This is a genomic window from Rhodobacter sp. SGA-6-6, from assembly GCF_011043545.1.
Classification (GTDB): domain Bacteria; phylum Pseudomonadota; class Alphaproteobacteria; order Rhodobacterales; family Rhodobacteraceae; genus Pseudogemmobacter.
On record NZ_JAAKGP010000004.1, the window covers coordinates 308,753 to 321,344 of the forward strand.

Genomic DNA, 12,592 nt, shown 5'->3' on the forward strand with positions numbered 1-12,592 from the left:
CCTAAGCGGCGTCGGAGGCGAACATGCCGCGGTTGATCGTCGCCATGTCGATGGTGCCCAGCGGGCGGCCCTCGCCGTCCACCACCGCGAACCGCTCCTGCCCCGAGGCGATGATGCGCCGCGCCGCCTCGTCCAGCAGCGTGCCGGCGGGCAGCTGCGGCAGGGCGGCGTCCGCCGGGCCCTTCGCCATCAGCGTCTCGACCCGGATCACCTTGCCGCGGTTCACATGCTCCACGAAGCTGGAGATGTAGTCGTCGGCCGGGCGCATCACGATGTCCTGTCCGGTGCCCTGCTGCACCATCTCGCCGTCGCGCAGGATGGCGATCTGGTCGCCGAGGCGCAGGGCCTCGTCCAGGTCGTGGGTGATGAAGACGATGGTCTTGCGGATGTCCTTCTGCAGGTCCAGCAGGATCGTCTGCATGTCCATGCGGATCAGCGGGTCCAGCGCCGAGAAGGCCTCGTCCATCAACAGGATCGGCGCGTCGTTGGTCAGCGCACGGGCAAGGCCCACCCGCTGCTGCATCCCGCCCGACAGCTGGTTGGGGTATTTCTGCTCGAAGCCCTTCAGCCCCACCCGCTCCAGCCAGTGGGCCGCGGTCTCGACCTGCTTCGCCCGCGGCACGCCCTGGACCTCCAGTCCGTAGACGGTGTTCTCCAGCACGTTGCGGTGCGGCAGCAGCGCGAACTTCTGGAACACCATCGCCGTCTTGTGGCGGCGGAATTCGCGCAACTGGTCGGGGGTCATCTTCACCACATCCTCGCCGCCGACCACCACCTCGCCCGAGGTCGGGTCGATCAGCCGGTTGATGTGGCGGATCAGCGTGGACTTGCCGGACCCGGACAGCCCCATGATCACCTGGATGCAGCCCGCCGGCATCGAGATGTTGATGTCGCGCAGGCCCAGGACATGGCCGTGCTTCTCGTTCAGCTCGGTCTTGGACATGCCGCCTTCGACCAGCGGCACCAGCTCGGCCGCCTTCGGGCCGAAGACCTTGTAGAGGCGGCGGATCTCGATGCCGTATTCGTTAATTGCCGGATCAGCCATGGACGATCTCCAGATGCTTTTGCAGGCGGCGGCCGTAGGCCTGGCTCACCCGGTCGAAGATGATGGCGATGCCCACGATGGCGAGGCCGTTGAACATGCCCATGGTAAAATACTGGTTGTTGATCGCGCGCAGCACCGGCTGGCCCAGGCCCTGCACCCCGATCATCGAGGCGATCACCACCATCGCCAGCGCCATCATGATGGTCTGGTTGATCCCGGCCATGATCGTCGGCAGCGCCAGCGGCATCTGCACGTTCTTCAGCTTCTGCCAAGAGGAGGAGCCGAAGGCATCCGCCGCCTCCAGCACGTCCTTGTCCACCAACCGGATGCCGAGGTTGGTCAGCCGGATCATCGGCGGGATGGCGTAGATCACCACCGCGATCACCCCGGGCACCCGGCCGATGCCCAGAAGCATCACCACCGGGATCAGGTAGACGAAGGAGGGCATCGTCTGCATCACGTCGAGGATCGGGTTCATCACGCTCTGCATCCGGTTCGACCGCGCCATCAGGATGCCGATCGGGATGCCGAGCGCGATGGCCACCACCGTGCAGACGAAGATCATCGACACGGTGCGCATCGTGTCTTCCCACATGTCGAAATAGCCGATGATCAGCAGCGTCAGGATCGAGCCGATGACGATCTTCCAGCTGCGGCTGGCGAACCAGGCGATGGCGCCGACAACGGCCAGCATCACCGGCCAGGGCGTGGCCAGCATCAGCCGCTCGGACTGGATCAGGAACTGCCGCAGCGGCTCGAACATCGTCTCGAAGGTGCCGCCCCAGGCCCGGGTGAACTCGCGGAAGCCGTCGTCGATGACCTTGCGAAGGTCGCGCAACGCCTCGTCGCTCATATGCGGAAATTCTGTGAACCAACTCATCTTGCGCCCCCCAGCTGTGCTTGCCTGTGCCCCGCCCCGGCCGCAAAGGCACCCCCCGCTGCGGCATGGCACAGAAACCGTGTCCGGGCCGCCTGCATCGCCGGCGGCCCGGGAAAAAGAATGTCCGGCGGCTTGCGGGCCGCCGGACGGATTATCGGATCAAAGCGCCGACTTGATCTTCTCGGCGGCTTCGGGCGTCACCCACTGGGTCCAGATTTCCTCGTTGTTCTGCAGGAAATAGCGCGCGCCATCCTCGCCAGCGGCCTGGTTGTCGGTCATCCAGGCCATCAGCGCGTTGACGGTGGCGTTCGACCAGGACCGGGTGTCGAGATAGGCCTTCACCTCGGCCGGCGCCCGCTCGGCGAAGGCCGAGGTCATCAGCGTCTGCACGGTGTCGCCCGGCCAGTCGTTCTTCTGCGGATCGGGGCATTCGGCCACCGAGTTGCAGCGCTTCCACTCTTCCTCGTTGAACTCGACGCCATGGCCCAGCTTGACCATCTCGTATTTGCCCAGAAGCGCGGTCGGCGCCCAATAGTAGCCGACCCAGCCCTGCTGGTTCTCATAGGCGCGGGCGATCGAGCCGTCCAGACCGGCGGCCGAGCCGGTGTCGATCAGCTTGAAGCCCGCTTCCTCGGCGCCATAGGCCTTGAACAGCTGCGCGGTCACCACGGTGCCGCCCCAGCCGGCCGGGCCGTTGTGCACCGCGCCCTTCGACGGGTCCTCGGCATCCGGGAACAGGTCCGGGCGCTTCAGCACGTCGTCGATGGTCTTCAGGTCGGGGTTGGCGTCGGCGAGGTATTTCGGAATCCACCAGCCCTGCACCGCGCCGTCCGACAGCGCCGTGGCGCCGACGACCAGCCGGCCTTCGGAGGTCCCGCGCGAGATCACCTCGGGCACCAGGTCGACCCAGCCTTCCGGCGCGACATCGGGGGCGCCGGTTTCCACCATCGAGGTGATGGTCGGCACGGTGTCGCCGGTGATCACGTTGGTGTTGCAGCCATAGCCTTCCTTCAGGATGAAGGCGTCCAGCGCGGCCAGCACCTCGGCACTTTGCCAGTTCATGCTGGCGATGGTGACATCGCCGCAGTCCTGCGCCATCGCGGCGGTGGCGCCGAAGCCGAAGCCCAGCGACAGAAGAACGGTAACAGCAGATTTTTTCATGGATATCTCCCGATTACGGTTTGTAGGTGAACCCGGCGGCGACACCGCTTCTGCCGGCGGGCTGTGGCGGACAAGGATCTGGCAGGCCATTCCGCCCCGGGGCCGCAAGGACAGGAAGCGAAGGGAAAGCCGCTGTTGCGGGCACGGCGCACGCCTGCGGATCTGCCGTGCTGTCCCTGTCTTCGCTCATGTCGAAACGCGGCACCCTGCTTCCGGATCGTGGAACGTCCGCCGCGGAAGATCAACGGAAAACCACCCCTGCCCGCGGCCGCAAAGCGACATAACCAGGGATTTTGCGACATGGTCCATAATGCCGCAACCCATCGGAATGCGGGGCAAGCGGAAAACCCGGCTGGACGGACCAGCCGGGTTTCTGCCTTCCGGGAATGCGACGGATGGTCAGCCGAAGCTCAGCGAGAACTGCTCGCCATAGTCCGGCTTGTCGCCCGTCACCTTGGCCTTCGCCAGCTTGAACAGGAAGCCGATGCCGCTTTCCGGCCCCAGCCAGACCTCGGCCGAGGCGGGAGTCATGCGGATCAGCACCAGGTCGGGATCGTCCTTGCCCTCCTCGAACCAGCTGGAGGCCACGGCGTTCCAGACCTCGTCCAGCTTCTGCCGGTCCTGCGAGACCTCCAGCCGGCCCCGTATCTCGGCATGAAGCCCGGTGCCGCTGTCGCTGACGACGTAACGGGTCGCCGCGCCCTTGCCGGCCGCCGCGGCCATCGGGGTGCCGCGGGCGGTGATGAACCAGAGGTTGCCGTCCTCCGGCTCCACGTTGTGGGACATCGGCAGAAAGGCGCCGTCGATTTCCAGCATCCCGGCCCGGACATCTTCCAGCCGGTCCCAAAACTCGTTCCTGCGATCCTCGGTCACGTCGCGCTCCGATCCTGTTGGCGGTGTCGTGGTGCAACGAACGGAAGGCGGGAAAGGTTCCGGCCGGCGGTCAGGCCAGCAGCCGGTCGCAGAACAGCCGGCCGATCTCGGGGAAGACCCCGGGGTGATCCTCGCAGATGTCCTTGCCCTGGGTCATCAGGCACAGGATCACCGGCGCGCGCCCGGGCAGCGCCACCCGGATCAGGTCGTGCTTGTAGTAGGAGGCGCGCTCCGCCCCGGTCCAGGAGTTCTGGCCGGCCTTGCTCCACAGCGTCGCCGCAGCGGGAACGCCGCCGCCCAGGAAGGTGTCCACCTGGAAATGCGGCAGCTTCGCCTCGGCGCTGGCGCGGTCGCGCAAGAGGATGTCCTGCGCCCGGCGGCGGGCGGCATCGGACAGCGGCACCTCGCCGGCGAAGATCTCGAAGAACAGCCGGGCCGAAGCCAGCGGCGTCAGCGCGTTCAGGTATTCGCCCGCGGCCCCGGCATATTGCGCCTCGCGGCCATAGCGGGCGTCGTCCATCAGCTTCTGCGAGATGTTGCACTGCGCGAAATCCGGCGCGAATGCCGCCCAAGTCCCGCCGGTGAAGAAGCGGTTCAGCGCCTCGCGCTTCCCGCGCCATTCGTCGAATTCTGCGCCCGACAGCAGCGTGTCGCCGGTGGTGCCGGTGATCAGGTCGATCACATAGTTGGTGGCGGTGTTCGACGACCACAGGATCATGTCGCGTATCGCCCGCGACAGTTCTTCATGGTCGGCCAAGTGGCCGGTCTCGATGGCGTGCAGCACATGGACCAGGTGGAAGGCCTTCACCAGGCTGCACGGGTAGCAGCGCCAGTCGCCGCGGTAGGCGAAGCCGTCGGGCTGCACGCCGGGCCCGTTCTCGCGCAGGGCGACGAAGCCGAAATTGTCGGGCCGCAGGCCCTTGCCGGCGTAGCGGTCGAGCAGCTCTCCGGCAAGGCCCTCGCAGCGGGCGGTCCAGTCGGCGTCTGGTCTGAAGAACATGGGAAAGGCTTTCTTGGAGGGGAACATCAGGCGGCCGGGACGGCCTTCCAGCAGCGGACGAGGCCGTCCTGCCCCAGCACCCGCATCGGCTGCGGCGCCTGGCAGGCGGCTTCGGCCAGCGGGCAGCGCGGCGCGAAGCGGCAGCCGGGCAGCACGGCGAAGGGATCGGGAATCTCGCCCGAGATCGGCTCGGCCATCGGCTGCGACCGCCGCACGTCCGGCACCGCGGCGATCAGCGCCCGGGTGTAGGGATGGGCGGCGGCGGCGAACAGCGCGGCGCTGTCCTGCAACTCGACGATCTCGCCCAGATACATCACCGCCACCCGGTCGCAGAGATAGCGCACCACGTTCATGTCGTGCGAGATGAAGACGATGGTCAGCCCCTTGTCGCGGTTCAGCCGCTTCAGCAAGTTGATGATCTGCGCCTGCACCGAGGCATCCAGCGCCGAGACCGGCTCGTCGGCAACAAGGATTTCCGGGCCGGGGCACAGCGCCCGGGCGATGGAGACGCGCTGGCGCTGGCCGCCCGACAGCGCATGGGGGAACTTCAGCGCCGTCTCCGGCACCAGCCCGACCTCCGCCAGGATCTCCTGCACCCGGGCGCCGCGCGCGGCGCGGGACAGCTGCGGCTGGTAATGCGCCACCACCTCGGCCAGCTGCGCGCCGATGGTCATCCGCGGGTTCAGCGAGGAATAGGGGTCCTGGAACACCATCTGCAACCGCCCGGCGCGGTCCGGCCCGTCCAGCGGCCGGCCGTCGAACAGCACTGCGCCGCCGTCGGCGGGCTGCAGGCCGACGCCGATCCGCGCCAGCGTGCTTTTGCCGCAGCCGCTTTCGCCGACGATGCCGAGGATTTCGCCGCGGCGGACGGCCAGGTCCACCCCGCGCACCGCGTGCAGCCAGACCCGGCCGCGGCGGGCCAGCACGTCGCCGAGGTCGCGCTTGACCGGGAAGCGGCGCTCGACCTGGCGGAACTCAAGCTGCGGCATCGGAAACCTCGTCCAGGATGCAGGCGTCCAGATGGCCGGGGGCGGCGCCGGCGCGGGGCGCCAGCGGCGGCGGGTCGCCCAGGGTGCAGCGGGCCACGGCATGGGCGCAGCGGGGCGCGAAGCGGCAGCCGGGCGGCGGCGCGATGAGGCTGGGCGGCGCGCCCTCGATCGGGGTCAGCGCGCGGTCGCGGCCGACCTGCCCCGGCAGCGCCGCCAGCAGAGCGCGGGTGTAGGGATGCGAGGGCGCGTCCAGCACCTCGCGCACCCGGCCGGTCTCGACCAGGCGGCCGGCATACATCACCGCCATCCGGTCGCAGATCTGCGACACCACCCCCAGGTCGTGGGTGATCAGGATGATCGAGGTGCCAAGGCTGTCGCGGCGTTCCTTCAACAGCCGCAGGATCTGGTCCTGCACCGTCACGTCCAGCGCGGTGGTCGGCTCGTCGGCGATGATCAGCCGCGGCCGCAGCGCCAGCGCCATGGCGATCACCACCCGCTGCCGCAGCCCGCCCGACAGCTCGTGCGGGTAGGCCTCCAGCCGCCGCTCGGGCGAGGTGACCTGCACGTCGCGCAGCAGCTGCAGCGCCGCCGCCCGCGCCTCGGCCCGGCCGACCTTGCGGTGGCGCAGGATCACCTCGGCGATCTGCTTGCCCACCTTCATCGTCGGGTTCAGCGCGGTCAGCGGGTCCTGGAAGATGAAGGCGGCGTCGCGGCCGCGGACCTGCGCCAGCTGACGCTCGGGCATCGCGGCCAGGTCGCCGACGCCATCGAGCAGGATCTGCCCGCCGGCGATGCGGGCCGCGGCGCCGCCGAACAGCCGCAGGATCGACCGGCAGGTGGCGGACTTGCCGCAGCCGCTTTCGCCGACGATGCCGAAGATCTCGCCCGGCTCGACGTCGAAGCTGACGCCGTCCACCGCCCGGGCGATGCCCGAGGGGCTCTGGAATTCGGTGCGCAGGTCGCGGATGCTGAGAAGGCTCATGGCTTACCCCTTCGGCTTCAGCGCGGTGGACAGGCCCTCGCCCAGAAGCGCGAAGGCGATGCCGATCCAGACGATGGCCAGCCCGGGGAAGATGGTCATCCAGGGCGCCTCGCGCATGAAATCTATGCTCTCGACGATCAGCAGGCCCCATTCCGGCGCCGGCGGCTGCACCCCCAGGCCGAAGAAGGACATGGCGGCGACGGCCTGCACCGTCAGCACCACGTCCGACATCGAATAGACCAGCGCCGGCGTCACCGCATTGGGCAGGATGTGGCGCAGCATCACCCGCAGCCGGCCGAAGCGCAGCACCCGCGCCGCCTCGATGAATTCGAGGCGCGAGATCAGCAGCGTCTCGCCGCGCACGATCCGGGCGTAGCCGATCCAGTTCACGATGAAGAAGGCGATGTAGAGGTTGGTCTCGCTGGGTCCCAACACGCCGACGATGGCCAGAACCAGCACATAGAAGGGGAAGGCCCAGACGATGTCGGTCAGCCGCATCAGCAGCGCGTCGATCCGTCCGCCGGAATATCCGGCGGCAAGGCCGACCAGCACGCCGATGGCCATCGGGCCGAAGACGCAGACCAGCGCCAGCCGCAGGTCGTAGACCGCCCCCGCCAGCACCCGGGTGAAGATGTCGCGGCCGAAGTTGTCGGTGCCGAACCAGTGCAGCGCCGAGGGCGGCTGCATCGCATTGGCGAAGTCCAGCGCGAAGGGATCGTAGGGCGACAAGAGCGGCGTCAGCACGGTGGCGGCGGCGGTGATCGCCATCATCGCCAGGCCGATGGCCCCGGCGGGGCTGCGCAAAAGGTTCCTCAGCATCCGCATCGCCTACTCCAGCCGGACGCGCGGATCGGCCAGCGCATAGCAGATGTCGGTGATCAGGTTCACGATCACCACCATGACGGCGAAGAACACGGTCAGCCCGCGGATCACCGGCAAATCGCGCGAGACGATGGCGTCGATCAGCAGGCTGCCGAGGCCGGGGACCGAGAAGATCTTCTCCACCACCACGGTGCCGCCGATGATCCAGCTGACCCGGACGCCGATGATCGAGATGGTCGAGATCAGGCTGTTCGGCAGCACATGGCGCAGGAAGATCTCGCGCCCCCGCAGGCCCTTGGCGCGGGCGGTGTCGATGTAGTCGGCCTGCATCGTGTCGATCAGCGCGGCGCGCAGGCTTTGCTGGATCAGCGCGGCGGTGGACAGGCCCACCACCAGCGAGGGCAGGAACAGCCGGTGCAGGTTGGCGAGGAAGCCTTCCCCCACTCCGCCGGTGGGGAACCAGCCCATGCCGAGCGCGAGGAACAGGATCAGCACGTAGCACAGCCAGAACGGCGGCATGGCGATCAGCACCACGAAGACCTGCCGGATCGCCACATCGGCCAGCCGGCCGCGGCGGGCGGCGGCGAAGATGGCGAAGGGCAGCGCGATCGCCAGCGCGATCACCGTGGAATAGGCGACGATGGCCAGCGTATAGGGCAGCCGCGCCGCGACCAGCGCGATGATCGGCTGCTTGTGGAAGATCGAGACGCCGAAGCTGCCGGTGACGCAATCGCGCAGGAAATACAGGTATTGCACCCAGATCGGCCTGTCGAGGCCCCAGAGCTGGCGCATCGCCTCCAGTTCCTCGGCGCTGGCGCGGGTGCCCATGGCCCGCGACGCCGGGTCGCCGGGCATGATCTGCAACAGGAGGAAGCTGAGCAGCGTGATCCCGATCAGCACGGGAACCAGCATCAGCAGGCGCTTGAGGATGGCGAGGAACATGGGCTCTCGGGGGCAACGGTCTTGGGGCAATAAAAGCCCCGCCCCTCTGCGGGACGGGGCATGGCAGGATGCGTGGACTCAGTCCGCCAGCGACACTTCCTCAAGCCGGAAGTTCGAGGTCGGCAGCACCTCGAAGCCCTGCACGTCGTCCTTCGCCGCCCAGGCCGAGGCCGGGTGGTAGAGGAAGATGTAGGGCGCCTCGTCGTGCAGGATCTGCACCATCTCCTGGAACATCGCGCCGCGCTCGGGCCCGTTCAGGGTCTTGCGCTCTTCGGCATAAAGCTCGTTCAGCCGGTCGCTGTGCCATTCGGTGTGGTAGGCGTTGGCGCGTTCGGGATTGACCGCGACGAAGCCGATGATCTGGTCCGGGTCGATGGTGTCCGAGGTGGTGTAGGAGACCGACATGTCGTAGCTGCCGGACTTGGTGGTCTCCCACTGGGTGCCGCCTTCCAGCATCTGCACCTTCACCGTCACCCCCACCTGCTGCAGCATGGCCTGCAGCGCGATGGCGGCGTTGCGGCTGGTGGCGGCGCCGGAATCGACCAGAAGCTCGGCCTCGAAGCCGTCGGCATAGCCGGCCTCGGCCAGCAGTTCCTTCGCCCGGTCGGGATCGTAGGCATAGAGCGCCAGGTTCGGGTCGGCATAGGCCATCACCGGCATGGCCGAGGCCGCCGGCTTGCCGGCGCCGTAAAGCACGCCCTGCACCAGCGCGTCCTTGTCGATGGCAAGGTTCAGCGCCTGCCGCACCCTTTCATCGTCGAAGGGCTTCCGCTTGGTGTTCAGCTGCACGAAATCGGCGCGGTAGGGGATGGTCTGGCCGACGGTGATGCCGTCCTTGGCGTCCAGTTCCTTCAGCTGGTTCAGCGGCGGGTCCAGCGCGATGTCGACCTCGCCCGCCTCCAGCTTGATCACCCGGGCCGAGGGCTCGGTCACCACCTCCAGCACCGCCTCGTCGACGTGGGGCTTGCCCTCCTGCCAGTAATGCGGGTTCTTCGCCAGCTCGATCCGCGACCCGCGGGTCCAGGATTTCAGCATGAAGGGGCCCGATCCGACCGGCGCGTCGAAAAAGGCATCGCCCTTCGCCTCGACCTGCGCCTTGGGCAGGATGGCGGCGGCGAACAGCGCCAGGTTGTTGAAGGCCGGGGTGAAGGGCTCGGCCAGCGTCATCACGATCTCATGGTCGCTGACGATCTCGAAGCCGGTGATCGGACGGTAGAAGCGGCCCCAGCCCGAGGCTTCGGAGGCCGCGCGCTCGATGGAAAACTTCACGTCCTCGGCGGTGACCGGGGTGCCGTCCGAGAACTTCGCCTCGCGCAGCTTGAAGGTCAGCGTCAGCCCGTCCTCCGAGACGGTCCAGCTTTCGGCCAGCCCCGGCTCCAGCCCCTCGCCGGTGCGGTCGGGGCGGATCAGCGTGTCGAAGATCAGAAGCTGGGTCCAGATCGAGCCGTTGTCGCTGGAGGCGATGGGGTCGAGGCTGAGCGGGTCGAAACCCATGGCCACGCGCAGGGTATCGGCCGGGGCGGCAAGGCCGGTCATCGCAAGGGCCGAGGCCAGCAGCAGCGCTTTCATGTTCAGTCGGGGGATCATGGAGGTTCTCCTTAACCTGTTGTGGGGCGCATTCCTTGGGGTCCCGATGCAGGCTGCGCGGCCGACTCGGGTTGCGGAAATCATGTTAGACAGCCGGGAGACGGCAGAATAATAATAAATATGCGGCCCACTATCAGCAGGTTGATGATGAACCTTCGCGACATGGAACTTTTCGGCACGCTGATGCGGGTCGGCACGACCACCGAGACCGCGCGGCTGCTGGGGATCTCGCAGCCCGGGGTCAGCGGGCAGCTCAAGAGGCTGGAAAGCCGGCTGGGCATCTCGCTGTTCCACCGCACCGGCAACCGGCTGGAACCGACGCGCGAGGCGAACGAGCTTTTCGCCATGGCGCTGCCGATCTTCAGCACCCATTCCCATGTGCGCGCCAAGCTTCCCAGCCTGCGCGACCTTGCGGAAAAGCCGGTGGCGATCTCGGCCACGCCGGCGCTGGTGGAAAGCTTCATCGGCCCGATCCTGATCCGCGCCGGATACCAGAACTGGCAGAAGCGCATCGTCCTGCGGGTCCATTCCCCCGAGGACGACCTGCGCAACGGCGAGGCCGACATCGGCCTGCAGATGGCGCTGCCGCCCAAGGCGGAATTCCAGGCCCATGCGGTGGGGCGGATCCCGCTGGTCGCCATCCTGCCCGAGGAGCATCCGCTGGCGCAGGCAACGGTGCTGACCTGCGCGATGATCGCCGCGCATCCGCTGGTCTGCTACAACCCCGACTGGTCGCCGATGGGCAGCACCATCCGCGCCGCCTTCCTTTCCCAGGGGCTGAGCTACGAACCCGCCTGCGCCGTGCCCTTCTGCGCCAATGTCTGCAGCATGGTGCGGGCCTGCGGCGGCGTCGGGATCGTCGATGCGATGACGGCGCGCGACTACGGGATGCGGGGGCTGGTCTCGCGCCCGATAAAGGACATGCCCGAGGTCTCGATCATCGCCTTCCACCGCCGCAACGAACCGATGCGGGCGCCGGTGCAGGACCTGCTGACTGCCTTCCTGGAAGGGACCGCGGGCTGAGGCCGGTGAAAAGGAAAGCGCAGCGCACCCCGGGGATGCGCTGCGCCGTTCTTTACCGGGCAGGCCCGGTCAGCGGTTACTTGGCGAAGTAGCTGTATTTGCCGTCTTCGCCCTGTTTCCACTCATACATGATGTAGTCCGGGCGGGTGATGTCGCCCTTCTCGTTGAACGACAGCTCGCCCAGAACGGTCTGGAACGGGCCGTTGGCCTTCAGCGACTCGGCGATCGCCATGGTGTCGTTCGACCCGGCCGCCGCCGCAGCCGCAGCCACGGCCTGCACCGCGGCGTAGGAGTAGAGCGTGTAGGCCTCGGGCTCGAAGCCCTCGGCGCGGAAGGTCTCGACCAGGGCCTGGGCCTCGGGGCGCAGGCGCGGATCGGGGGCGAAGGTGTTCATCGTGCCCGCGACCGCATCGCCGGCGATGGCGGCCAGTTCGTTCGACACGATGCCGTCGCCCGACATCAGCGGCGCGGTCAGCCCCTGGTCGGCCATCTGGCGGATCAGCAGGCCGGCCTCGGTGTGCAGGCCGCCGTAGTAGACCAGCGTCACGCCGGCTTCCTTCATCTTGGCGATCAGCGCCGAGAAGTCCTTGTCGCCGGCGTTGATGCCTTCATACATCACCTCGGTCACGCCGCCGGCGTTCATCGCCGCCTTGGTCAGGTCGGCAAGGCCCTGGCCGTAGGGGGTCTTGTCATGGACCACGGCGATCTTGGCGTCCTTGAAATGCTCGGCGATATAGGCGCCGGCGACATCGCCCTGCTGGTCGTCGCGGCCGCAGGTGCGGAAGGTGTTCCACAGCCCGCGCTCGGTATAGACCGGGTTGGTCGCCGCCGGGGACATCTCCAGGATGCCGTTCTCGGCATAGACTTCCGAGGCCGGGATCGACACGCCCGAGTTGAAGTGGCCGATCACCACGCTGACGCCGTCGGCCACGAACTTGTTGGCGACCGAGACGCCCTGTTTCGGGTCGGACTGGTCGTCGCCGAGGACGATGGTGATCTGCTCGCCGTTCATGCCGCCGGCGGCGTTGATGTCGGCGATGGCCTTTTCGGCGCCCTTCTGGATCTGCGCGCCGAAGGCGGCGTTGGGGCCGGTCAGCGGCGCGCCCACGGCGAAGATGACATCGGCCCAGGCGGTGCCCGCAAGCCCCATCGAGGCCGCAAGGGCAAGGGCCGAAAGGACGGATTTCTTCATTGGAAAACTCCCTGTTTGCGCGGAACCCTTCGTCGTCTGTCAGCCGCAGGTGGTCCGCCACCCTGCCGCTGCGCCTGCCGCCCGCAGGTGTGGGGG

General features: G+C 67.8%; 12 protein-coding genes. 1 reads left to right on the plus strand and 11 read right to left on the minus strand.

Annotated elements, in window-relative coordinates; translation table 11 throughout:
• Nucleotide 1: 1 nt before the first annotated feature.
• From G5B31_RS10440 to G5B31_RS10485, 10 genes are all read right to left on the minus strand, one after another.
• Nucleotides 2-1,045: a glycine betaine/L-proline ABC transporter ATP-binding protein gene (locus G5B31_RS10440; RefSeq protein WP_165017013.1), complete on the minus strand. Its 1,044-nt coding sequence runs from the start codon at nucleotides 1,043-1,045 to the stop codon at nucleotides 2-4.
• Complete coding sequence (locus tag G5B31_RS10445) at nucleotides 1,038-1,925, minus strand: proline/glycine betaine ABC transporter permease (protein WP_165017016.1); 888 nt, start codon at nucleotides 1,923-1,925, stop codon at nucleotides 1,038-1,040. Before G5B31_RS10445 ends, G5B31_RS10440 begins: the two co-directional genes overlap by 8 nt.
• A gap of 159 nt (nucleotides 1,926-2,084) precedes the next feature.
• Nucleotides 2,085-3,086 (minus strand): ABC transporter substrate-binding protein, encoded by a 1,002-nt coding sequence (locus tag G5B31_RS10450; RefSeq protein ID WP_165017019.1) that lies wholly within the window; start codon nucleotides 3,084-3,086, stop codon nucleotides 2,085-2,087.
• Nucleotides 3,087-3,485: 399 nt separating this feature from the next.
• On the minus strand, nucleotides 3,486-3,959 hold the full coding sequence (locus G5B31_RS10455; protein WP_346763902.1) for a pyridoxamine 5'-phosphate oxidase family protein: 474 nt from the start codon (nucleotides 3,957-3,959) through the stop codon (nucleotides 3,486-3,488).
• 70 nt (nucleotides 3,960-4,029) lie between these two features.
• Nucleotides 4,030-4,959, minus strand: coding sequence for a serine hydrolase (locus G5B31_RS10460; RefSeq protein ID WP_165017022.1), 930 nt, complete (start codon nucleotides 4,957-4,959; stop codon nucleotides 4,030-4,032).
• Nucleotides 4,960-4,985: 26 nt separating this feature from the next.
• Entirely contained in the window at nucleotides 4,986-5,948 is a 963-nt protein-coding gene (locus G5B31_RS10465) for an ABC transporter ATP-binding protein (protein WP_165017025.1), read from the minus strand.
• Nucleotides 5,935-6,930: an ABC transporter ATP-binding protein gene (locus tag G5B31_RS10470; protein ID WP_165017027.1), complete on the minus strand. Its 996-nt coding sequence runs from the start codon at nucleotides 6,928-6,930 to the stop codon at nucleotides 5,935-5,937. The genes G5B31_RS10465 and G5B31_RS10470 overlap by 14 nt, the downstream gene beginning before the upstream one ends.
• A gap of 3 nt (nucleotides 6,931-6,933) precedes the next feature.
• Nucleotides 6,934-7,749 carry an ABC transporter permease gene (locus tag G5B31_RS10475; RefSeq protein ID WP_205911875.1) on the minus strand — a complete coding sequence of 272 codons (816 nt, stop codon included), beginning with the start codon at nucleotides 7,747-7,749 and terminating at the stop codon, nucleotides 6,934-6,936.
• A gap of 9 nt (nucleotides 7,750-7,758) precedes the next feature.
• Nucleotides 7,759-8,694: an ABC transporter permease gene (locus G5B31_RS10480; RefSeq protein ID WP_165017033.1), complete on the minus strand. Its 936-nt coding sequence runs from the start codon at nucleotides 8,692-8,694 to the stop codon at nucleotides 7,759-7,761.
• A gap of 78 nt (nucleotides 8,695-8,772) precedes the next feature.
• On the minus strand, nucleotides 8,773-10,281 hold the full coding sequence (locus G5B31_RS10485; protein ID WP_165017036.1) for an ABC transporter substrate-binding protein: 1,509 nt from the start codon (nucleotides 10,279-10,281) through the stop codon (nucleotides 8,773-8,775).
• A 147-nt stretch (nucleotides 10,282-10,428) separates the two neighbouring features.
• Here G5B31_RS10485 and G5B31_RS10490 point away from each other — a divergent pair, with 147 nt between their 5' ends.
• The gene (locus G5B31_RS10490) at nucleotides 10,429-11,304 is read left to right on the plus strand and encodes a LysR family transcriptional regulator (protein WP_165017039.1); all 876 of its coding nucleotides are present in this window, start codon (nucleotides 10,429-10,431) and stop codon (nucleotides 11,302-11,304) included.
• A gap of 76 nt (nucleotides 11,305-11,380) precedes the next feature.
• Here the strand turns inward: G5B31_RS10490 and G5B31_RS10495 are convergent, their stop codons facing one another.
• Nucleotides 11,381-12,496, minus strand: a complete 1,116-nt coding sequence (locus G5B31_RS10495) for a branched-chain amino acid ABC transporter substrate-binding protein (protein ID WP_165017042.1) — start codon at nucleotides 12,494-12,496, stop codon at nucleotides 11,381-11,383.
• Nucleotides 12,497-12,592: the final 96 nt, after the last annotated feature.

What these genes read in the sequence shown, in the direction of transcription:
- G5B31_RS10440 (WP_165017013.1), bottom strand. Translation starts at nt 1,045, where the DNA reads ATGGCTGATCCGGCAATTAACGAATACGGCATCGAGATCCGCCGCCTC.
- G5B31_RS10445 (WP_165017016.1), bottom strand. Translation starts at nt 1,925, where the DNA reads ATGAGTTGGTTCACAGAATTTCCGCATATGAGCGACGAGGCGTTGCGC.
- G5B31_RS10450 (WP_165017019.1), bottom strand. Translation starts at nt 3,086, where the DNA reads ATGAAAAAATCTGCTGTTACCGTTCTTCTGTCGCTGGGCTTCGGCTTC.
- G5B31_RS10460 (WP_165017022.1), bottom strand. Translation starts at nt 4,959, where the DNA reads ATGTTCTTCAGACCAGACGCCGACTGGACCGCCCGCTGCGAGGGCCTT.
- G5B31_RS10465 (WP_165017025.1), bottom strand. Translation starts at nt 5,948, where the DNA reads ATGCCGCAGCTTGAGTTCCGCCAGGTCGAGCGCCGCTTCCCGGTCAAG.
- G5B31_RS10470 (WP_165017027.1), bottom strand. Translation starts at nt 6,930, where the DNA reads ATGAGCCTTCTCAGCATCCGCGACCTGCGCACCGAATTCCAGAGCCCC.
- G5B31_RS10475 (WP_205911875.1), bottom strand. Translation starts at nt 7,749, where the DNA reads ATGCTGAGGAACCTTTTGCGCAGCCCCGCCGGGGCCATCGGCCTGGCG.
- G5B31_RS10480 (WP_165017033.1), bottom strand. Translation starts at nt 8,694, where the DNA reads ATGTTCCTCGCCATCCTCAAGCGCCTGCTGATGCTGGTTCCCGTGCTG.
- G5B31_RS10485 (WP_165017036.1), bottom strand. Translation starts at nt 10,281, where the DNA reads ATGATCCCCCGACTGAACATGAAAGCGCTGCTGCTGGCCTCGGCCCTT.
- G5B31_RS10490 (WP_165017039.1), top strand. Translation starts at nt 10,429, where the DNA reads ATGAACCTTCGCGACATGGAACTTTTCGGCACGCTGATGCGGGTCGGC.
- G5B31_RS10495 (WP_165017042.1), bottom strand. Translation starts at nt 12,496, where the DNA reads ATGAAGAAATCCGTCCTTTCGGCCCTTGCCCTTGCGGCCTCGATGGGG.